This window comes from Comamonas sp. Z3 (assembly GCF_008121565.1).
GTDB lineage: Bacteria > Pseudomonadota > Gammaproteobacteria > Burkholderiales > Burkholderiaceae_C > Comamonas > Comamonas brasiliensis.
This window is the reverse complement of the sequence record NZ_VOQU01000007.1, coordinates 71,571-92,249: the sequence shown is the minus strand read 5'-3', so window position 1 is coordinate 92,249 and position 20,679 is coordinate 71,571. Positions and strand designations below refer to the sequence as shown.

The following is a 20,679-nucleotide window of genomic DNA, read 5'->3' as shown; positions in this document are numbered from 1 at the left end:
TGAACTGATGAGTTCAAACTATAAACCAAACATTTCCACTTTGCACTATCTAGTATTAGGTGTGGCCTATCAGGTCTAAAATATGCCCATGACAAGCCGCTCCTCCATCAAACAGCAGATACAGCGCGTGCGTGAGCAGGCCATCGTGGTGGCCGTCAACCGGCTGCTGGCCACCAAGGGCTATGACGCCATGACGGTGGACGAGGTCGCTGCCGAAGCCGGCATGGCCAAGGCCAGCCTCTACAAGCTGTTCACCTCCAAGGAGGAACTGGCGGGAGCTGCCATGGTCGGGGTGCTGGATCGTGCCCTGGCCTTCGTGGACGGCCTGCGCGACGAAGCAAGCCAGGCGGTCGAGGCAGGTGCTCCCATGCGCCCGCTGGATCAGCTCAAGGCCGTGACGCGCTGGGCCATGCAGACGCAGCTGGAGGGTGAAATGCCTTCGCTGCCGGCGCAGAACTCGAATCTCAGCGCCTCTTTGCAATCCAACGACGCCTATATGGACCGGCTGATTGCCCTTAGCAACCGGCTCAGCATCTGGATCACCGAAGCCCAGACCAGCGGCCAGCTGCATGCCGCGCTACCCCCAGAACTGGTGCTGTATACCCTGTTCGCACGGGCTTGCGATCCTGTCGTGGCCCTGCTCAAGGAATCGGGGCAGTACACGCATGCGCAGATCATCGACTGGGTGACGAGCACCACGTTTGACGGGCTTGCGGTGGCGCGCTGAGAAGCCGGTACCAGCAGATGCACCAGCACCTGGCGCTGTCCTGACAAGGGTTCGATCCGGTTTGTGGAAGTCTGCCGTAGTCTCAGGATTGCATGATGACCGGCCCGCCCTTGCTCAAGGCTCGCTGGTATGCAGCACGCTCGTGCATGCGCTGGCGATAGGCGATCAGATGAGGCCAGGCGTTCTCGTTTTCGCTGCGCACCAGAGCCGCTTCAACGGCAAAGCTCATCTGGAAGTCGGCCATGCTCAGATGCTCGCCGGCAAACCAGCGATGTTCTGCCAAATGCGCTTCCATAAAGGCCAATGCAGTCTGCACATTGGGCGCAACGAGTCTTTGCTGCACCCGCTTGCACAGGGCGCGCGCGATGGGACGCACGAAAAAAGGCATGGGCTGGCGCGGGATGGTGTCGAAAACCAGTTTCATCACCAGCCAGTTCATCAGCGAACCCTCGGCATAGTGCATCCAGAAGCGGCACTCACGGTGTTCTTGGGTGCCGCGCAGGGGTTCAAGGTGGGAAAGCTCCGAAGGCGCCTGATGGCCATAGCGCTCCACCAGATACTCGATGATCGCGCCTGATTCGGCGACAACACTGTCCGCATCGGTAATTACCGGCGATTTGCCCAGAGGATGCACGCGCTTGAGCTCCGGTGGCGCCAGGCGGGTCCCGGGATCGCGCTGGTAGCGACGCAGTTCGTAAGGAACACCGAGCTCCTCAAGCAGCCAGAGTATGCGCTGCGAGCGCGAAGTTTCAAGGTGATGAACGGTGATCATGGGGCGTTTTCCTGGAAGCGGAACCTGCGTTGCGCAGCCAGCGCATCAAGATTCCAAGCAATGGCAGTTTCTCGTAAAGCTCTTCAGCTGCATCCCAGTAATCGCGATGCTGGCAGACAAGACCTTGTGCATCAAAGCGCAGCAGGCTGGCACCCCGAATGCATTGCTCGGAACCGGGCCGCCAGCGTCGCAAGCGAAAGCGAAATTCCCAGGCCAGAAAGGCCTGACTGTCCTGTACCAGCCGCTCGGTGACGACAAAGCGCGGCTCTTGCAGCGTGTCGAACATATGGGCGAAGATGCCGGCGATTGCGCTCACGCCGCGCACTTCATTGAACGGATCCTTGAAGTGCGCATCGCTCGCGTAATAGCTGTCGAGTCGCTGTAGATGGTCAGGGGCCAGTTGTTCGTACAGCTGGACAAGCCGCTCCACTGCGGCACCCGTAGCGGTTGAGGTAGAGGGGCTTTGCTGCATGCATCAAATTGTAGGCAAACTGCTGCGCATCTCCGTGGCGGCTGCGCCACGGCTGTCCTTCAGACCAGGCTTGTCAGGCTTCCCGTGTCGGACTGCTACGGATGCGTTTTCTTGGTCAGCACCGGTTCGCTCCGGTAGCGGTCTGGGAAGAGGCGCTTGAGGTTGTTCACCTTGGGCAGATCATTGAAGACGATATAGGGGTGACGCGGGTTTTCGGTCATGAAATCCTGGTGGTAGAGCTCGGCCGGATAGAAGCTTGCCCTGTCCTCGAGGCGGGTGACGATGGGATTCGGATACGGGTGTGCCGCGTCAAGCTGCGCGACATAGGCCTGTGCTGTCTTGAGCTGGGCGGGGCTGGTCGCGAAAATGGCTGAGCGGTATTGCGTGCCGGTGTCCGGGCCCTGCCGGTTGAGCTGGGTGGGATCATGAACCACAGAGAAAAATATCTGCAGCAGCTGTCCATAGCTCACCAGGGACGGATCGAAGGTAACTTCTACCGATTCGGCATGTCCGGTATTGCCGCGGCTGACCAGCTCATAGGAGGCGGTGGCTGCAGTGCCTCCGCTATAGCCCGAGACGGCCCGCTGCACGCCTTTGACATGCTGGAATACGCCCTGCACTCCCCAGAAGCAGCCGCCGGCAAAGATGGCGCGCTGCGGCGCGGGCCCGGTGGCCGGCATGTCCATGACAGGGGGCGGGATGCGGACTGCCTCGTCGGCCGAGAAGGCCGTTGATTGCCACAGCAGTCCGCTGCCTAGCAAAACGATGCCGCCAGTCAAGGTCTGGAGCAGGCCGCGCCTATGCAGGCCGCGCCGATTCGAGGTGGCCGAGGCGGTGAGGTTGGTTTTCATGGGGCTCATCCGAAAGTGAAGGCGTAGGCAGAAACGCCGCTGTCAAGAAACTCGATGCTGAAGGTCCGCTCGGCAACGGCACCGGACTGGCGCACCAGCTGATAGAGACGTTGCGCGGTGACGGTGCCGCTGCCGTCGGTTGCCACGTCCACACCGTGGGCATCGCCGGGTGGCTTGCCGTCGACGCTGACCTTGAAGCGCACTGGCTTGCCATCGGGGCCGGGGCTCAGCACCAGGTGCAGATCACGCGCCTTGAACTGGTAGACGATGCGCCCCGAAGGACCGGCCAGCGAAGCGCTTTGCGGCCCCACCATCCATTGACCGCCCAGGCCCCAGGCGTTCAGCCGGGTCTCATGCGGCTCCAGATACGTGGTCGTTATGTCGTGCACGGCTTTGGGGGTGGAGGCGAAGTTCTCGGCGCGCTCGTAGCCCAGATAGGTTTCGGGCGAGGCGACCTCATCCATGCTGGCGGCCAGCTGCACGCCTCCTGCATCCACCTGCGTCAGGTCCATGGCCGAACGGGTGCTGCCCGCTTCTTTGAGAAGCTGCTGTATCACCCGTTCAGACTCTGCATAGCCGCCTTCGCCAAAGTGGTGGTGGCGTATGCGTCCCGTGGCATCGATGAAGTAATGGGCAGGCCAGTATTGGTTGCGGAAGGCGCGCCAGATCGCATATTGGTTATCCACGGCCACCGGATAGCTGATGCCCAGATCTTTCATGGCCTTGCTCACGTTGCCGATGTCGCGTTCGAAGGCGAACTCGGGTGCGTGCACGCCGATCACGACCAGGCCCTGGTCTCGGTATTTTTCGGCCCAGGCCTTCACATAGGGGAGAGTGCGCAGGCAGTTGATGCAGGAGTAGGTCCAGAAATCCACCAACACCACCTTGCCTCTCAGGTCCTGCCCATCCAGTGGCTTGGAGTTGAGCCATTGGGTTGCACCGTCCAGGTGCGGCGCGATGCCCTCATCGGGTAGGGCCCGGGCTGTGCTGGACGGCCCGCTCATGCGCATTGCAGCTCCCGCGGCCATCATGGCAACCCCGTCAGCAGGTGCAAGGGATTGCATCTTCATGCCCGGGTTGCCACGCATGGCCAACTGGTCGTCGCTCTGCGGCTGGTTCAGGTGCTCGACCAGTTTCTGCTCCAGGCTGCCGGTGGATGCCGTTGACAGTCGGGCCAGCACGCCGGTGTCCATTCCCAGTGCGATGGCTGCAACGCCTGCGAGCATGGCTGCCCCGAGGCCGCGTCGCACCCATTCACCGGCACCCAGCGAACGCTTGAGCGCGGCAAACACCCGGCCGCCCAGCAGCAAAGCCGCAGCCATGGAGGTCGCTGCCCCGGCGGCATAGGCCAGCAGCAGCAAGCTTGAGGTCGTGTTGGCACCCTGCAGGGCGGCGCCGGTCAGTATCAGTCCCAGGATGGGTCCGGCGCATGGAGCCCACAGCAGCCCCGTCGCGACTCCCAGCAACACGGAGGAGGCCGTCTTGGGCGTACCGTCTTGCTGTACCGACTCGGACAGGCGCGATCCGGCAGTTACCAATGGACGGGTCAGCCGCTGCGACAGATGCGGCAGCAACAGGGTCAGCCCGAAAACGGCCACCAGCGCCAGAGCCAGCCAGCGGCCATATTGATTGGCAGCCACCACCCAGCCGCCGCCTACGGCTGCGAGAGAGGCAACGACCGCAAAGGTCAGTGCCATGCCTGCCAGCAATGGCAGGCCGCTGCGCACAAAGGGCTGATTCGCGCGAGAGAACACGAAGGGCAGTACGGGCAGGATGCAGGGACTGACGATGGTCAGCACGCCGCCCAGATAGGCAAGGACGATCAGCAACATGGCCTGTTTCTCCTCAAGCGGGCTTGGGCGCGAAAGTCAGTGCAAGACCGTTCATGCAGTAGCGCAGACCTGTCGGAGGCGGCCCGTCCTCGAAGACGTGGCCAAGGTGACCGCCGCAGCGCCGGCAGTGGGCCTCGATGCGCACCATGCCGTAGCTTCGATCCTTGCGCGTGGCGACGGCATTGTCCAGTGGCTTCCAGAAGCTCGGCCAGCCGGTGCCGCTCTCGAACTTGGTGGTGGAGGCAAACAAGGGCAATGAGCAGCCAGCGCAGGAGAAGATGCCGGGGCGATGCTCCTTGTTGAGCGGACTGCTGCCCGGAGGCTCCGTGGCCTCCTGACGAAGCACGGCATATTGCTGGGGGCTTAGCCGGGCACGCCACTGGGCGTCGGTGTAGCTGATTTCGAAGGACTCGGTCGCGGCAGTGGCCCGGCGGTGGAGTGTTGCGGCGCAGAGCGCGGCGGCGGAGGCTGCGGTGCCCAGCAGCATGTGGCGTCGGGTGGTCATGGCATCGGCTTTCAGGGTTCGATGGCATCCAGCTTAGGAAGTGCGGATCCCGAAGTCCTCACGCAAAGTTAAAAAAAACGTGATAACTCCCCGCGAGCAGTTTGAGCACAATGTGAAATCAGGCGGTACTGCGCCGCCGAGCTGCACCAACTGCCCCGGAGACCTGAATACCCATGACCATTGCCCGTCGCATTCTGCTGGTCGAGGACGACGCCCATATCGCCGATCTGCTTTCGCTTCACCTTCGGGACGAGGGGTTGGAGGTCGTGCATTGCGCCCGCGGCGACGACGGGCTGGCGCATCTGGAGCGTGGCGGCTGGGATGCGCTGGTACTGGATCTGATGCTGCCTGGGGTGGACGGCCTGGAGATCTGCAGACGTGCGCGCGCCATGACGCGCTACACGCCGATCATCATCATCAGTGCCCGCTCCAGCGAGGTGCATCGCATTCTGGGACTGGAGATCGGCGCTGACGACTATCTGGCCAAGCCGTTTTCGGTGCTGGAATTGGTGGCCAGGGTGAAGGCCCTGCTGCGCCGGGTCGACGCGCTGGCTCAGAGCGCGCGCCTGGAATCGGGCAGCCTGTCGGTCAATGGGCTGGTCATGGACCCGGTCGCCAGGGATGCCAGCCTGAACGGACGACATCTCGACCTCACACCCCGGGAGTTCGATCTTCTGTATTTTTTTGCCCGCCAGTCGGGCAAGGTGTTTTCGCGCATGGACCTGCTCAACGCGGTCTGGGGCTATCAGCACGAGGGCTATGAGCACACCGTCAACACCCATATCAACCGGCTGCGCGCCAAGGTGGAGCGCAACCCTGCACAGCCCACACGAATCCTCACGGTCTGGGGACGCGGCTACAAGTTTGCCGAAGCCGGGGAGCGCGAATGAATCTGACCCTGACTCAGCGGCTGGCGATCGTGTTTGCGCTGCTGCTGCTGGTCTGCAGCGGCACTTCCGCCTGGCTGCAGCTGCGCTCCAACCGCATGCATGAACTGGAGGTGGTGCAGGCCTTGTCCCGCGACGTTGCCGAGAGCATTGCCCGCGACGCCCAGTTGACGGATGCGAACGGCCTGATGCCGAGCGCGGTGCGCAATCTGTTCAACCAGCTGATGATGGTGAACCCGAGTGTCGAGGTCTATCTGCTGGAGCCCGATGGACGCATTGCGGGTCATGCGGCTCCCGAAGGGCGCTTGCGCCGCGACCGGGTCGATCTGGAACCGGTCCATCGATTTATCGATGGTCATATGTTGCCCATCCTGGGTGACGATCCGCGCAGCCGCGATGGCCGCAAGGTCTTCAGTGCGGCTCCCCTGAGCGTGAACGGGAGGGAGGTCGGCTTCATCTATGTGGTGTTGCTCGGCGAGGCCCATGATCTGCTTGCCGCCAGAGGTTCCGCAGATGCGGTGCTGAAGACTGCATTGCTGTCGATCGGCATGGTGGGGCTGCTATGCCTGGCCGCCGGGCTTGTCGCCTTCACCTTGATCACACGCCCCTTGCGGCGCCTGACCGAGTCGGTGCGGCAGTTCGATATGCATGGCGTTCCGCCTGAGATGCCGGCGCGTGCTTCGGAGGCGGCAGATCACAGCCATGACGAGATCGCCGTGCTGGACTCGGCCTACAGGCAGATGGTGCTGCGCATCAGCGAGCAATGGCAGGCGCTGAGGCGACAGGATCAGGAGCGCCGGGAATTGATCGCGAATGTCTCCCACGATCTGCGCACGCCGCTGTCGTCCTTGCATGGGTATCTGGAGACCCTGCTGCTCAAGGATGCAAGCCTGGAGCCCGCAGAGCGCAGGCGCTATCTGGGCATTGCGCTCGACCAAAGCCAGAGGGTGGGAGCGCTGTCCCAAAGTCTGTTCGAGCTGGCGAGGCTGGAGTATGGCTTTGTGCAGCCCGAGCCCGAGTCATTCTCGCTGCGGGACCTGGTGCAGGACGTGTTTCAGAAGTTCGAGCTTGCTGCAGAGTCGCGCCATATCGCCCTGCAGGCGGATCTGCCGCCGCAGTTGCCGGCGGTTCGTGCAGATCTGGGAATGATGGAGCGAGTCCTGAGCAACCTGCTCGACAACGCCTTGCGCTATACCCCCGAAGGCGGGTCGATCAGCATAGGCATCAGAAGCGTGGGCCCGGAGCTGGAGCTGACGGTCAGCGACACTGGCCCTGGCATTTCGCCAGAGCTGCGCGAAGGTTTGTTCAGGCGTCCGTTCACGGTCGGCGGCGCCCGCCGCGACGGGGGGCTTGGCTTGAGAATCGTGCACCAGATGCTGGAGCTGCACGGGGTCAGCATCCATCTGGTCGAGAGCAGCGGCGGGGGCGCTGCGTTCCGGTTTTGCCTGCCACGGGCTCCGGAGGCCTGATCTGCAACAGGGCTGCAAGCTGGCGTTTCACGGGCAATAGAGCCCTGCCTGCCGGAAGATCTGGACCATCACCGGTCGTCGGTATCGCCATGAGTCCGGCCCTGCGGAAGGCGGCATTTTGCTAAGTGGCAGTCGCCTGCAGATTGATAGCAGTCTTATGTCTTATATCTAAGTGAAAACCCCAGTTGTTCGCTCCAATAAAAGACCACTGCCTACTAGCAGTCAAGGCGGTCGTCTGACACAAATAGTTGCCAGCGCAACTATTATTAAATTGTTAAGGCGGTTTGGGCCGGCTTGAAAAATGCTTTGGCTCTGTGTGCGAGTGCCCGCTTTGCGGGCATTTTCATTGGGGCGTGCAGCTTTCGGTCGGAACCACCGCTGATTCAAAAAACTTGAACACTTGCCCAACGCACAACTGGCTGTGCATGAGCGGGTTCACACGATGTAGGAATCGCAAAATGTCCAACTTTTCCCCACCCAGCCGCAGATCCTTTCTGTTCGCCTCCGGTGCTGGCGTCGCACTGGCCGGAACGGCCGTGACCATGCATGCCAACTCCAAGGAGCCAGCGCTCAAACTGGATGCATACAAGCCCGAGTATTTCAATGCGGATGAGTGGGCTTTCGTTCTGGCAGCGACAGCGCGCCTGATCCCGTCCGAAGGCGACGGTCCCGGAGCGATTGAAGCCCATGTGCCGGTGTTCATCGACCGTCAGCTCAAGGGCTACTACGGCACTGCGGATATCTGGTACATGGAGGGGCCGCACGATCCCACGGCCAAGCCCGATCGCGGCTGGCAAACGCCTTTGACGCCTGCACAGCTCTATCGCAAGGCGATTCCTGCTTTCAACGCCGAGTGCAAGACACGCTACGGCAAGGAATTCAAGGACCTCTCACATGAGCAGCAGGATGAAGCGCTGACGGCTTTGCAAAAAGGTGAGATCAAGCTGGACCCCGAGCTGAGCATCTTCTTCACCACCTTGCTGGCCAACACCAAGGAAGGCTATTTCGCCGACCCCATGCATGGCGGCAACCACGGCATGCAGTCCTGGAAATACATTGGCTTTCCTGGCGCTCGTGCCAGCTATGCCGAATGGGTCGACCAACACAACAAGAAGTACCCGCTGGGTCCGGTTTCCATCAAGGGCGAAAGGGCATAAACCATGGCACGCATTGAAAAAAAGAAAGACGTGGTCATCGTTGGCCTGGGCTGGACCGGCTCCATCGCCGGCATGGAGCTGGCGGCCGAAGGCCTGGAAATCGTGGCGCTGGAGCGTGGTGGCGACCAGAACACGGTGCCCGAGTTCAAGTACCCCAACCAGATCGACGAGTTGACCTGGGGCGTGCGCCTGAAAAACATGCAGCATCCGCGCCAGCAGACCGTGACCATCCGTCGCAATGACGGCGAAATCGCGCTGCCATACCGTGCGATGGGCTCGTTCCTGCCTGCCAACGGCGTTGGTGGCGCGGGCACCCACTGGAACGGGCTGCTGTGGCGCCCGCAAGCTGAAGAAATTCAGCTGCGCAGCTATGTGAAGCAGCACTGGGGCGAGTCCATCATTCCGGAAGGCATGAATCTGATGGACTACCCCGTCACTTACGACGAGCTGGAGCCGTTCTTCACGCAGTTTGACGAAGTGGCGGGTATCTCCGGCAAGGCCGGCAATCTCAACGGCAAGATTCAGCCCGGCGGCAACCCTTTCGAAGGCTGGCGTTCCAAGGACTACCCCATGCCCCCGCTGCCTGCGACCTACGACGCAACCTTGTTCGAAGCGACGGCCAAGCAAATGGGCTATCACACCTTCCCGGCGCCCGCAGGTATTGCCTCCACCGCTTATGTGAACCCTTATGGCATGCAGATGGGGCCTTGCAATTTCTGCGGTTTCTGCGAGCGCTACGGCTGCTACCAGTATTCCAAGTCGTCGCCGCAGACGGCCGTTCTGGACGCGCTCAAGCGCAAAAAGAATTTCAGCTACCGCACGCACTGCGAAGTGCTGCGCGTGGAAAGCTCGCAAGACGGCAAGACCGCCACCGGAGTGACCTACTTCGACTCCAACACCAACGAAGAAGTGTTCCAGCCAGCAGATCTGGTGATCCTTTCTTCCTTCCAACTCAACAACGTGCACCTGCTGCTGGTTTCCGGCATCGGCAAGCCCTATGACCCCAAGACCAACGAAGGGGTGACCGGCAAGAACTACGCCTATCAGATGAACGGTGGCGTGACGATGTTCTACAAGGAGGCGAACTTCAACCCCTTCATCGGTCACGGCTCCAACGGTATCTGCATCGATGACTTCAGCGTCAACCAGAACGATTTCGGCAAGCTGGGCTTCATCGGCGGTGCTTACTGGCGTTCGGGGACCTTCAATGGTCAGCCCATCCGCTCCATGCCGCTGCCCAAGGGTACGCCGGGCTGGGGTGCCGGTTGGAAGAAGGGTATCGGCGAGTGGTATGGGCACTCCATGTCCATCGGCACGCACGGCTCGCATATGTCCTACCGCGCCAATCACCTGGATCTGGACCCCACTTACAAGGATCCACACGGCCGTCCGCTGATGCGCATGACCTTCAACTGGCAGGACAACGACCTGAAGATGAACCAGTACCAGAAGCTCAAGGCGGCAGAAGTTGGCAACAACATGAAGCCTGATCAGATCCAGCTGGGTTTCAAGGACATCGGTGCGCAGTTCGACGTGCGACCCTACCAGACCACACACACCACTGGCGGTCACATCATGTCCGACAAGCCCACGGAAGGCGTGGTGAATCGCTACTGCCAGGCCTGGGACAAGCACAACGTGTTCGTCTTCGGCGCAGGCAACTTCGTGCAGAACACCCAGTACAACCCCACCGGCATGGTCGGCGGCCTGGCGTACTGGACGCTGCATGCGATTCGCACCATGTATCTGAAAAACCCACGTCCGCTGGTCTGAGGAGAGCAAGACATGAAGAAAATCCTCAGCATTCTGATTGCGCTGATCGTTCTGGGCGTTCTGGCGGCGCTGGCGCTGATCTACCTGCCATTCAAGCCGACACCGGCGAATGAGTCGCTGGCCGCCGACTGGAAGGCAGAAGCCGGTCGTGGCGAATATGTCATGCGCGCCAGTGACTGTATGGCCTGTCACACCGCCAAGGGTGGCGAGCCCATGGCCGGCGGTCGTGGCATTGAAAGCCCCATGGGCACCATCTGGTCCTCCAACATCACGCCGGACAAGGAAACCGGCATAGGCAGCTGGACTCTGGACCAGTTCCGTGCCGCGATGGTGGACGGTATCGGTGGTCACGGCCAGCAACTGTACCCGGCCATGCCCTACGAGAACTATCGCTTCATGAAGGAAAGCGATATCCGCGCGCTGTTCGACTACCTCCAGACCGAGGTCAAGCCCGTCAGGAACGAGGTGCAGGCCACCGGCCTGAGCTTCCCGTTCAATATGCGCTTCGGCATCCGTGCCTGGAACTGGCTGGCGCTGTCGGGTGAAGCCGAGTTCAAGCCCATGGCCGGTGACGACCAGCAGATTCGCGGTCAGTATCTTGTCGAAGGTGCCGGCCACTGCGCAGCCTGCCATAGCCCTCGCACTGCCTTCATGGCGCAGAACGGCACACGCCTATCCGACTCCAGCTTCCTGACCGGCGGCATGGTGGACGACTGGTCTGCTCCTGCACTGCGCGGCAAGGACTCGCGTGTTCAGCAATGGACGACCGAGCAGGTGGCCGCCTATCTGGCAACCGGCCGCAATGCCCATGCGGTGGCCAACGGAGAAATGGCGCTGGTGGTCGAGCACTCCATGCAGTACATGACCGATGCCGATCTGAACGCCATGGCCAAGTTCCTCAAGACCATGGACGGCCAGGCCGCAGATGCAGCCCCTGAAAAAGTGGCCACGCCAGGCCCTCGCAGCACTGCGGTTGCCAAGGCGGATGGAGCCGGCGAGGCCACGGCCAAACTGCTGAAATCCGCGTCTCCCGCCATGCCTTTGGGTGCTCGCCTGTATCTCGACAACTGCGCAGCCTGCCACTTTGTCAGCGGCAAGGGTGCTCCCGAGATCTTCCCCGAACTGCAAGGCAATGCCATGGTGCTGGGCAAGGATGCCAGCCCGCTGGTGTCGGTGATTCTGAAGGGCGCCTCCTCGCCTGCTACGGATCGCCGTCCCATGCATCTGGTGATGCAGGGCTACGCCGACCGCCTTACCGACGGTGAAGTGGCCGCACTGGCCAGCTTCGTGCGCAAAGGCTGGGGCAACCAGGCTTCGGATGTGAGCGAAAGCCAGGTCAGCAAGGTGCGCCAGCATGTGCAAGCCGATGCTGCTCCGCAGAGAGCCCAGTAAATAGCACGCGTATCTGCCAGGTGCTTTGCGCGCCAGGCAGGCTCCCGAAACCCAGCCCGATGGAAATCCGGCTGGGTTTTTTATGCAGCAGCTGCTGGCCCGGACGATGGAGCCTTCCAAAAATCAACAGGCCGCACCACTGTGCTTAAGTGATGCGGCCTGTTGCGTAGGCGTGTTGCGGATCAACCAACCGGATGCTGACGGTAAACGGCGCGGCATGTTGAATGGTTTTGCGGCGTCGGTAGACGTGCTTCCATGGACTCAAGTGTGCATGTTGCAGCGCAGAAAATGTTGCTTCAAATTCTGCGAATACAGCGTTGCTACAGAAAAATTTTCTGTCTTTGTATTTTTAGCGGTAAATTCAAGAATATGGATACCTTGGATAAAAAGATTCTTGCTGCCTTGCAGGCTAATGCGCGCGCCAGCCTGCAGGACATTGGTGCTGCAGTGGGCCTGAGTGCATCGCCATGCTGGGCCCGCATCAAGAAGATGGAGGAGGCCGGTGTGATCGAGGGCTATACCGTGCGTCTGAACCCGCAGGCGCTGGGGCTGGCCGATTCGGTTCTGGTCATGGTCACGCTGGACAGCCATTCAGACAACACGCTGGAAAAGTTCGGCGAGGTGCTGGCCACCATTCCCGAAGTTGTGGAAGCGCATCTGGTCTCTGGCGAGTACGACTATCTGCTACGCATCGTCGTCAAAGACACGCGTGACTACGAGCGCCTGCTGCGTGAGAAGCTCTACAAGATCAAGGGCATACGCCACAGCCAGTCCAGCTTTGTGCTGCGTACGCTGAAAAAAGCAGACCTGCCCTTGGGCGTGTGAAGCGGCATCGCTCTTCGTGGTGCGATCAGTCGCGGCACGGATCCGGTGTGGCTGAAGTCATTCAGACTCCGGTGCTCATCGAACCTGGATGCAGGCCGGGCCGCTGCGGCGCTGGCCCATCGGGGGCGGCTGCGCGTCGGATTGATGGAGGAGTTGATGAAGCTGACGCGGAGCCGGGGCACCGCGCAGCCGTCTCAACGCATGGCGCGGCGCAAGGCAGCGCTGCTCCAGTCCACGGCGATGCTCAGCAAGAGCATGGCCATGATCACGGTGCTGGCCTGGGCATAGTGGAACAGCGAAAGCTCGAAGTACAGCAGTTGGCCCAGTCCGCCAGCTCCCACAAAGCCCAGAATCGCCGCCATGCGGATATTCATCTCCCAGCGGTACAGCGTGTACGCCAGCAGTTGCGGCGCAGCGCCAGGGAGGGTTCCATAGCAAAATGCCAGCAGGCGATTGCTGCCGCTGAGCTTGAGCGCATTCGCGGGAGCGGCCGGAGCATTCTGCAAGGCCTCGGCAAACAGGCGGCCCAGCACGCCGGTGGTATGCAGGGCCAGGGCCAGGGCTCCGGCGAATGGGCCCAGGCCCACGGCCAGCGCAGTGATCGTTGCCCAGACCAGTTCGGGCACCGAGCGCAGCACGTTGAGCACCACGTTCCATGGTGCACGCCAGCGCGGCAGGGCCAGCAGCAGGCCCGCGATCGCGGCCAGCAAGGTGCCGACGATGGAGATGGCCAGGGTCTCCCAGATGCCTTGCAGCACCCTGAGCAGCCAGGGCCGGCTCAGATCGGGCGGGAAAAAGCCGCGTACAAAGTCGCCCATGCTGGTGGCCGCATCTGCCGTGAACAGGGCCGAGAAATCAATATCCAGAAGCCGCATGCTGGCCCATAGCGCCGCACAGGCAGTCAGCACAAATGTGCCGGTGCGCCAGCCGAAGGGCAGGGCGCGTGCGGCAGGCGCGGCGTCGAGTGCGCGACGCAGCCACCAGGAAAGCAGGTCGGCCGCCGCCACCAGCAGCATGAAGGCCAGCAGAATGCTGGCGGCTTCGCCGCCGTTGAGCATCTTCATGGCCTGGTCCATGAGCTGGCCCAGGCCTCCTGCGCCGACAAAGCCCATGACCACCGAGGCACGGATCGCACATTCCCAGCGGTAGACGGTGTAGGAGGTCAGCTCCTTGGCCGCCTGCGGCAGCAGGCCATAGAGCAAGGCCTGGATACGGCCGGCACCGCTGGCACGCAGGGCGTGGGCCGGAGCGGGAACTGTGGATTCGAGAATTTCGGCATAGACCTTGGCCAGCATGCCGCCATAGGTCAGCCCCAGGGCCAGTACACCGGCTGCAGGACCCAGGCCGAAGACGCGCACAAACACCAGAGCCCAGACCAGTTCGGGAATGCCGCGCAGGATGGTGAGCACGCTGCGGGCGATGGGGTTGAGCGTGACCCTCTCACGCGCCGCGCCCGTGGACAGATAGGCCATGGGCACGGCAATCACAAAGGCCAGCGCCATGCCTGCCGTGGCGATGGCCAGGGTCTCCAGCGTGGCCTGACCCAGGTAGGCCAGGAACTCCCCACTGGTTTCGGGCGGCAGAAACTGCGCGAGAAAGCCGCCGATGACTTTGAGATTGTCGGCATCGAATAGCGGCCTGAGCGAAAAGCCAGAGGTCTGCAGCATGGGCCAGAGCACGACCAGAGTCAGGATCAGGCCGCTGAGGCGGCCGCGAGCGGAGGGGTCGCGGCGCGATGGCCGGGCGGGCTCGGCCCTTTCTATCGGCATGCGTTCACCTGGATGGGAGCGGGCGCGGTGCTGGCGGGATCGCGCTGAGCCAGGCGGTTGTGCAGCATGGGCAGATCGGCGGGGCTGCCATCGGCATGGGCGTAGAGCGCTTGCAACTGGGCTTCGCTGACTTGCGCGGCGGGCAGGTCAAAGGCCAGGCGGCCATTGCGTACGCCGACGATGCGGGCAAAGTTGGCCAGAGCCAGATCGACGGCATGCAGGCTGGCCACCAGCGTGGCCTTGCGCGCGGCAGCTTCCTGCACCAGCAATTGCACCGTGGCCTGCGAGAGCGCAGGGTCCAGGGCGGAGACGGGTTCGTCGGCCAGAATCAGGCCGGCCTGCTGGTAGAGCACGCGGGCAATGCCCACGCGCTGCAACTGGCCGCCTGAGAGCTGGTCGCAGCGTGCAAACAGCTTGTCCTCAAGCTGCACGCGGGCCAGGGCCTCGCGCGCGCCCGCAATGTCCTGCGGATAGGCCAGCGATGCCAGCGCCTTCCACAGCGGCCACTGGCCGAGCTTGCCGGCCAGCACGGCCGTGACCACCCGTTGACGCAGCGGAATGGGGGCGGCCTGGTACACGGTGCCGATGCGGCTGCGCAAAGCCTTGAGTTCGCGGGCGGCGGATTGCGCGGCCGCAGTCCGGCCCAGCACCTGCATGCGACCAGCCGTGGGCAGGTAGGCTGTGCCTATGGTGCTGAGCAGCGAAGTCTTGCCGGCGCCCGAGGGGCCGATGAGCGCAATGCTCTCGCCCTGGATGGCGGACAAGGAGATATGGGACAGGGCGGTAAAGCCGTTGCTGTGGGTCAGGCCCACATCGTCCAGCATGAAGCTCATGAGACGAATACTCTGGAAACAATAGCTGCCAACGCTTGATAAATAAGCGTTGGCAGTCAAAAAAAGCTGAATTTCTTACTTCAGCAGACCGGCGGACTTGGCGGCGGCTTCAATGCCGTCGTAGTTCTTGGTGTCGGTGGCGATGAACTTGGAGGCGCGCTGCAGGTCCATGATGGCCTTGTGCTCTGGCTTGCTGGGGTCCAGTGCCAGGAAGGCGGCGGTCAGCTTCTTGACAATGGCCGGGTCCAGGTCGCCGCGCACCGTCCAGTTGTAGTCAAAGTAGGTGGGCGTCGTGGCGAACACGCGCACCTTGCTGGTGTCCACCTTCTTGGACTCGACCAGCTTGTCCCACACCGAAGTGTTGAGCACGCCGGCCTCGGCCTTGCCTGCGGCCACAAAGGCCACGGTGGCGTCATGTGCGCCCGAGTAGGCCACGGTCTTGAAGTCCTTTTCGGGATTCAAGCCGTCCTGCTGCAGGAAAAAGCGCGGCATCAGGCTGCCCGAAGTGGAGGAGGGGGCGCCGAAGGCAAAGGTCTTGCCCTTGAGGTCGGCCAGCGTCTTGATGGCGGGGTCGGCCGTGATGAACTTGCTGGTGAAGACCGCATCCTCGGCCCGCTGCACGATGGGGATGGCCGTGCCGTTGGTGCGGATCTTGGCTTGCACATAGGTGAAACCGCCCAGCCAGGCCAGATCCAGCTTGCGGGTGGCCAGGGACTCGACCACTGCCGCGTAGTCGGATACGGGGGTGAACACCACTTTCATGCCGGTGGCCTGCGAGAGGTATTCGCCCAGGGGCTTGAACTTGCGCTGCAGCTCGGTCGGTGCCTCGTCGGGAATGGCCGAGACGCGCAGCACCGCAGGGGTGTCTGCATGCGCGGCGGACAGCAAGGAGGAGGATGCCAGAGCTGCCACGGCCAAGCCGCGCAGCGCCTGGCGGCGAGCGAAAGAGTGCTTCATTAAGTGCTCCGTTCAAAAAAGCCACCGCCGTCCGGATACACGGCGGTTTAGTAGGTCACAAGCGTTTGGCTTGCGGCGAATGGAAACCCATGGGCGGTACACCGACCGCTGGCGCTTATTGTTACGTAATTGAGAAACCCTCGGCGCAGTCTTTGCTTGATTTGGATAGCAAAAAGCCCCGTGGGGACGGGGCTTGGCATGAAAGCGACTGCTTGTCTGCAGGTTCCAATATTGCAGATGCAGCAGGTAGACGACCGTGGTTGCGCTGACCTCGTTGCCTGGCATCAGCAGGGGCTTGCCATGATGCCCGATTGATAGCTACCGATCCTCTCAAGCAGGCGCTAGACAGGCGTTTGCTCGGGTTCGGGTGCTGGTGCAGGGACCTCGGGAGCCGGCGCTGGGGTGCTTTTTTTCGTGTTGTTGTCCTCACCACCGCAGGCGGCCAGGGCGGCGGCTGCAATCATGGAAATCAGAACAGGTTGGCGCAAGCCCTGTGCAGATGTCATTGACAGCTTGGCAGATGCAGGAGGAAAACTTCGATGTCTCACCAGCCTGCATCTCATCGTTTTGAAACCGATTCGTGGCCTTTGCACCACAGTCACGGCAAACCGCTTGGCAGTTGCTATGCCAAGCCAATAAACTCGCCAGCCTTTACCCCGCTTGCGTTATACGCTCTCATTTTCGAGGTGCACCATGTCCTGCCAGATTCGTTTGCGCTAAACGACTTCGCCACACGCTGATTTTTCAGGTGTGTGCTGCGGTATGGACATATCGGTCCCCTGAGGCGCCTGGCCCAGGTGGCCTGCCGCCCCGGAGGGGCAGTTTCTTCACGATGGGCAAGCCCTTGCCCGGCGTTCCCGACCTGGCTCGCGCCCCGGTCCTGCGCTCTTGCACTCTCTGAATCCCGGCCTGCCCTTTGCTCGGCGGCCAGGTGTTCTTGTCTTCGCCCGATGGTGGCGGCGATTGCCGCTTTCGTTGTCCTTGGTTTGTCTGCCACGTCTTTTGGCGCGTGGCTTATTCCCTTTTTGGAAAGCACAACATGACTACTTCCCATTTATTCAATCTGGAGATACTCAAATATCCGCGCACGCCGCATCTGCGTGGCTCGCGGCTGCAGGTCGGTGATCAGGCCGATGCTGTGTCCTATGAAGCCCTGGCCGGCCGGCATATCGTGGTCGAGGAAAAGCTCGATGGCGCCAATGCGGCGCTGAGCTTTGGCGCCGACGGCAGTTTGTTGCTGCAGTCGCGTGGCCACTATCTGCAAGCCGATCAGATGGGCGGGCGCGAGCGCCAGTTCAATGCCTACAAGCAATGGGCCAGAGCCCATGAAGGCGCGCTGATGGCACTGCTGGACGAGCGCTATGTGATGTATGGCGAGTGGCTGTACGCCAAGCACTCGCTGTACTACGACGCCTTGCCGCACTGGTTTTGCGAGTTCGACGTCTGGGACCGCTCGGAGCAGCAGTTTCTGGACACGCCGCAGCGTCATGCGCTGCTGGCCGGTGTGCCCGTGGTGTCCGTGCCTGTGCTCTACGCCGGTATCGCGCCGAGGCGCATGCAGGATTTGTTGGCATTGCTGGCACCGTCCCTGGGGCGCAGCGCTCGCTGGAAGGCGGTGTTCGAGGATCAGGTGCAAAAGCAGAAACTGGATTTGCCGCTGGCCTGGCGCCAGACCGACAGATCCGAGCTGGCCGAAGGTCTGTATATCAAGGTCGAGGAGAACGGCCAGACCGTGGAGCGCTACAAGTTCGTGCGCTCCGACTTTGTGCAGGTGATCCTGGAGTCCGGCTCGCATCACAGCGAGCGGCCCATTGTCGCCAACGGTCTGCGCACAGGCGTCGATATCTTTGCCAATGCGATTCAAAAGAGCTGGTAAGCCTCTACCAGAAATCGCTGATAGCTATCAGAACCGTGGTTTTGTGATGAAGCTGCGGTGAAAGGAGAACTTATGTGGAGCTGGAAACAGATGGCGGCCCTGGTGCCGCATTCCGCTCACGACTCGGTGGACTGGGCGGCCTGCCTGGACGCCTTCCCGCAACTTGAGCTGGCCAGGACCACGCCGCAAGACCCGATCTACCATGCCGAAGGCGATGTCTGGACGCATACGCAGATGGTGGTGACCGAACTGCTGCAGGACGGCGACTATGCAGGGCTCACCAACGAGGAGCGCGAGACGGTCTTTCTGGCCGCGCTGCTGCACGATGTCGCCAAGTGCTCGACCACGCAGATAGCCGACGACGGCCGCATCTCGCAGCCCGGCCATTCGCGCCGTGGGGCGCTCGATGCGCGGCTCATGCTCTGGGAGGCGGGCGCGCCCGTGGCCCGGCGCGAGGCGGTCTGTCGGCTGATTGCCGTGCATCAGGTGCCGTTTTTTGCCTTTGCCGATTCGCGCCGAGGCGTCTCGCCCGAGTTCATGGTCAGAGAGCTGTCCTGGCAGGTCGATCTGCATTTGCTGGTGCTGCTGGCCCGTGCCGATATTCGCGGTCGCATCTGCCCCGATGTGGGCAATGTGCTGGTGAATATCGAGCTGTTCAGGGAGCTGGCCATGGAAGAGGGCTGTTTGCGCAAGCCGCGCAGCTTTGCTTCGGCCGAAACCGCACTGCGCTATTTCCGCGGTGCCGAGCTGCACCCGGACTACGCCTTGCACGAAGATCCGGGCTCGCGCGTCATTGTCATGTGCGGCCTGCCCGCATCGGGCAAGAACCACTGGGTGGCCCAGCATCATGCGGGCCTGCCCGTGGTGTCGTTTGACGATGCGCGTGCCGAGCTGGGCCTGCGCCATGGCGAGAACGAGGGCGCTGCTGCCCACCGAGCCGTGGACAAGGCCAAGAGCCTGTTGCGAGCCAAGGCTGCCTTCGTCTGGAATGCCACGCATCTGTCCAGACAGATGCGTGGCAAGACGCTGGACCTGTGCCTGGCCTATGGTGCACAGGTGGAGCTGGTGCATCTGGAGGCTGCCAGATCCACCTTGCTGGCGCGCAACAGCAAGCGCGACACCACGCTCGGCAATGCCGCACTGCTGGGCATGTTGCACCGATGGGAGGTGCCCTTGCCGACCGAGGCGCATGGGCTGCAACTGCTGGTCAACGAGTCATCCACGCAAACATGAAAAGGAAAAAGGGCCTGGAAGTTTCCAGGCCCTTTTTGTGCAGGGGCAATGTCGTGCTCAAGGCCGCTGCATGGCTTGCAGGTAGCCCTTGGGATTGAAGCGTGTCACCAGCAGGCAGACCAGCGCTGCCACACCAGCCTGATAGAGCCAGCCCGTCATCCAGTTGCCGCTGATCTGGTGCAACTGCGCCATGACCAGAGGGGCCAGCGCTGCAAGGATGAAGCCGCCGCCCTGCATCAGCGAGTTGAGGGCGCCGGCTTGTGTGGGCGAGGGCAGATGGTCCAGCGCCACCAGCATGAAGAGCGAAAAGCAGCCGCCCAGACCCAGCCCCAGCACGATGGCATTGAGCGTGGGCATGGCATCGGGCCAGAGCCCGAGGCCGGCAAAGCCGATGATCTGCAGCAGCAAGGCCAGCATGAGCCAGCAGCGACGGTCCAGGCTGCGGCGCGCGAGAGCAGGCATGGCCAGCGCCGATGCGGCTTGTGCAATCGACAAAATGGCCAGCAGCGAGCCGCTTTGCGTGGCCGTCCAGCCATGGGTTTGATAGAACGGAGCGAGCCAGGCAACCGTGGAGCCATAACCGCCGTTCATCAGGCCAAAGCTGATCAGCAGCAGCCAGGTGCGGCCACGGCGCAGCAGCCAGCCGGTGTCGCTGTCCCTGCTGGCTTGTACCACGGGCGCGGAGGGCACAGGGGTAGCGGACTCGCGCATCAGGGTCAGCGCATACCAGGCCAGCGGCAATGCCGGCAGCACGGGAATGGCCCAGATGGCCAGCGAAGCCTGCCAGCTCAGGCCCAGCTGCAAGGCCAGTGGCGAGAGCTGGGCACTGAGTGCGCCGCCTCCCATGAGCGCCGCCGAATACAGGCCCATCATGGGCGCCACGTTGTGGGGAGACTGGCGCTTGATGAGTCCCGGCAGAATGCTTTGTGCCAGCGCCACGCCCGCGCCGCACAGGCCGGCCGTGGCGATCAGCAGCGTACCGGTGGCGGCACCCGCAGGCGTCAGGCGCAGTGCGCAGCCCAGGGCAATCAGCAGCAGCGAGGCGCAAATGCTGGCGCGCGCGCCCCAGCGTTGCAAAGCCGTGGGAGCAAGCCAGCCACCAATGCCCATCAGCGCCATGGGCAGCAGCGTGAGCCAGGAGAAGCTGCGCAAATCCATGCCCGTGGCCTGCTGTATGGTCGGTGCCAAGGGGCCGGGTGCCGTCAGAAATGGACGCAGATTGATGGTGACCAGTATCACCACCAGCAGCCAGAGCAGCGGCGGCACGCGATGCGTTCGGGAAGATGTCGATGTCATAAAGCGCTGAGGCTGCCGACGGTGCAGTGCATCGGTGCGGTCGCCTTAGGCAG

Annotated in this window: 18 protein-coding genes; 9 read left to right on the top strand and 9 right to left on the bottom strand. The window is 62.3% G+C overall.

What is annotated here, in order from left to right; all coding sequences use genetic code 11:
• Positions 1 to 88 precede the first annotated feature (88 nt).
• Positions 89 to 727: a TetR/AcrR family transcriptional regulator gene (locus FSY59_RS20110; RefSeq protein WP_019042872.1), complete on the top strand. Its 639-nt coding sequence runs from the start codon at positions 89 to 91 to the stop codon at positions 725 to 727.
• Between the two features lie 82 nt (positions 728 to 809).
• Here FSY59_RS20110 and FSY59_RS20105 read toward each other — a convergent pair whose 3' ends face one another.
• The 5 genes from FSY59_RS20105 to msrB form a co-directional block, all read right to left on the bottom strand.
• On the bottom strand, positions 810 to 1,499 hold the full coding sequence (locus tag FSY59_RS20105; RefSeq protein ID WP_148729516.1) for a glutathione S-transferase family protein: 690 nt from the start codon (positions 1,497 to 1,499) through the stop codon (positions 810 to 812).
• Positions 1,477 to 1,971: a nuclear transport factor 2 family protein gene (locus FSY59_RS20100; protein ID WP_148729515.1), complete on the bottom strand. Its 495-nt coding sequence runs from the start codon at positions 1,969 to 1,971 to the stop codon at positions 1,477 to 1,479. Before FSY59_RS20100 ends, FSY59_RS20105 begins: the two co-directional genes overlap by 23 nt.
• 95 nt (positions 1,972 to 2,066) lie before the next feature.
• On the bottom strand, positions 2,067 to 2,831 hold the full coding sequence (msrA, locus tag FSY59_RS20095) for a peptide-methionine (S)-S-oxide reductase MsrA (RefSeq protein WP_187427946.1): 765 nt from the start codon (positions 2,829 to 2,831) through the stop codon (positions 2,067 to 2,069).
• Positions 2,828 to 4,654, bottom strand: a complete 1,827-nt coding sequence (locus FSY59_RS20090; RefSeq protein ID WP_148729513.1) for a cytochrome c biogenesis protein DipZ — start codon at positions 4,652 to 4,654, stop codon at positions 2,828 to 2,830. Before FSY59_RS20090 ends, msrA begins: the two co-directional genes overlap by 4 nt.
• 13 nt (positions 4,655 to 4,667) lie before the next feature.
• Complete coding sequence (msrB, locus tag FSY59_RS20085) at positions 4,668 to 5,159, bottom strand: peptide-methionine (R)-S-oxide reductase MsrB (RefSeq protein ID WP_003054237.1); 492 nt, start codon at positions 5,157 to 5,159, stop codon at positions 4,668 to 4,670.
• Positions 5,160 to 5,332: 173 nt separating this feature from the next.
• On the opposite strand from msrB, the gene FSY59_RS20080 reads away from it, so the two are divergent.
• The 6 genes from FSY59_RS20080 (at position 5,333) to FSY59_RS20055 (ending at position 12,662) form a co-directional block, all read left to right on the top strand.
• Positions 5,333 to 6,049 (top strand): response regulator transcription factor, encoded by a 717-nt coding sequence (locus FSY59_RS20080; protein WP_003054239.1) that lies wholly within the window; start codon positions 5,333 to 5,335, stop codon positions 6,047 to 6,049.
• A complete protein-coding gene (locus FSY59_RS20075; protein ID WP_003054240.1) occupies positions 6,046 to 7,515 on the top strand; it encodes a HAMP domain-containing sensor histidine kinase in 1,470 nt (489 codons plus the stop codon). The genes FSY59_RS20080 and FSY59_RS20075 overlap by 4 nt, the downstream gene beginning before the upstream one ends.
• Positions 7,516 to 7,973: 458 nt before the next feature.
• Complete coding sequence (locus FSY59_RS20070) at positions 7,974 to 8,672, top strand: gluconate 2-dehydrogenase subunit 3 family protein (RefSeq protein WP_003054241.1); 699 nt, start codon at positions 7,974 to 7,976, stop codon at positions 8,670 to 8,672.
• A 3-nt stretch (positions 8,673 to 8,675) separates the two neighbouring features.
• Complete coding sequence (locus FSY59_RS20065; RefSeq protein ID WP_003054242.1) at positions 8,676 to 10,445, top strand: GMC family oxidoreductase; 1,770 nt, start codon at positions 8,676 to 8,678, stop codon at positions 10,443 to 10,445.
• A gap of 12 nt (positions 10,446 to 10,457) precedes the next feature.
• Positions 10,458 to 11,837, top strand: coding sequence for a cytochrome c (locus FSY59_RS20060; RefSeq protein ID WP_148729512.1), 1,380 nt, complete (start codon positions 10,458 to 10,460; stop codon positions 11,835 to 11,837).
• A 369-nt stretch (positions 11,838 to 12,206) separates the two neighbouring features.
• On the top strand, positions 12,207 to 12,662 hold the full coding sequence (locus FSY59_RS20055) for an Lrp/AsnC family transcriptional regulator (RefSeq protein ID WP_003054244.1): 456 nt from the start codon (positions 12,207 to 12,209) through the stop codon (positions 12,660 to 12,662).
• 194 nt (positions 12,663 to 12,856) lie between these two features.
• Here FSY59_RS20055 and phnE read toward each other — a convergent pair whose 3' ends face one another.
• From phnE to FSY59_RS20040, 3 genes are all read right to left on the bottom strand, one after another.
• The gene (gene phnE, locus FSY59_RS20050; protein ID WP_003054245.1) at positions 12,857 to 14,431 is read right to left on the bottom strand and encodes a phosphonate ABC transporter, permease protein PhnE; all 1,575 of its coding nucleotides are present in this window, start codon (positions 14,429 to 14,431) and stop codon (positions 12,857 to 12,859) included.
• A complete protein-coding gene (locus FSY59_RS20045) occupies positions 14,422 to 15,264 on the bottom strand; it encodes a phosphonate ABC transporter ATP-binding protein (RefSeq protein ID WP_148729511.1) in 843 nt (280 codons plus the stop codon). The genes phnE and FSY59_RS20045 overlap by 10 nt, the downstream gene beginning before the upstream one ends.
• A 75-nt stretch (positions 15,265 to 15,339) precedes the next feature.
• The gene (locus FSY59_RS20040) at positions 15,340 to 16,221 is read right to left on the bottom strand and encodes a putative selenate ABC transporter substrate-binding protein (protein WP_003054247.1); all 882 of its coding nucleotides are present in this window, start codon (positions 16,219 to 16,221) and stop codon (positions 15,340 to 15,342) included.
• Between the two features lie 1,039 nt (positions 16,222 to 17,260).
• Between FSY59_RS20040 and FSY59_RS20035 the strand changes: the two genes are divergently transcribed.
• Both FSY59_RS20035 and FSY59_RS20030 read left to right on the top strand, forming a co-directional pair.
• Positions 17,261 to 18,097, top strand: coding sequence for an RNA ligase family protein (locus tag FSY59_RS20035; RefSeq protein WP_003054250.1), 837 nt, complete (start codon positions 17,261 to 17,263; stop codon positions 18,095 to 18,097).
• Between the two features lie 72 nt (positions 18,098 to 18,169).
• The gene (locus FSY59_RS20030; RefSeq protein ID WP_148729510.1) at positions 18,170 to 19,330 is read left to right on the top strand and encodes an AAA family ATPase; all 1,161 of its coding nucleotides are present in this window, start codon (positions 18,170 to 18,172) and stop codon (positions 19,328 to 19,330) included.
• Between the two features lie 57 nt (positions 19,331 to 19,387).
• On the opposite strand, the gene FSY59_RS20025 is transcribed toward FSY59_RS20030, so the two are convergent.
• Positions 19,388 to 20,626, bottom strand: a complete 1,239-nt coding sequence (locus FSY59_RS20025; RefSeq protein ID WP_148729509.1) for a cyanate transporter — start codon at positions 20,624 to 20,626, stop codon at positions 19,388 to 19,390.
• Positions 20,627 to 20,679 lie beyond the last annotated feature (53 nt).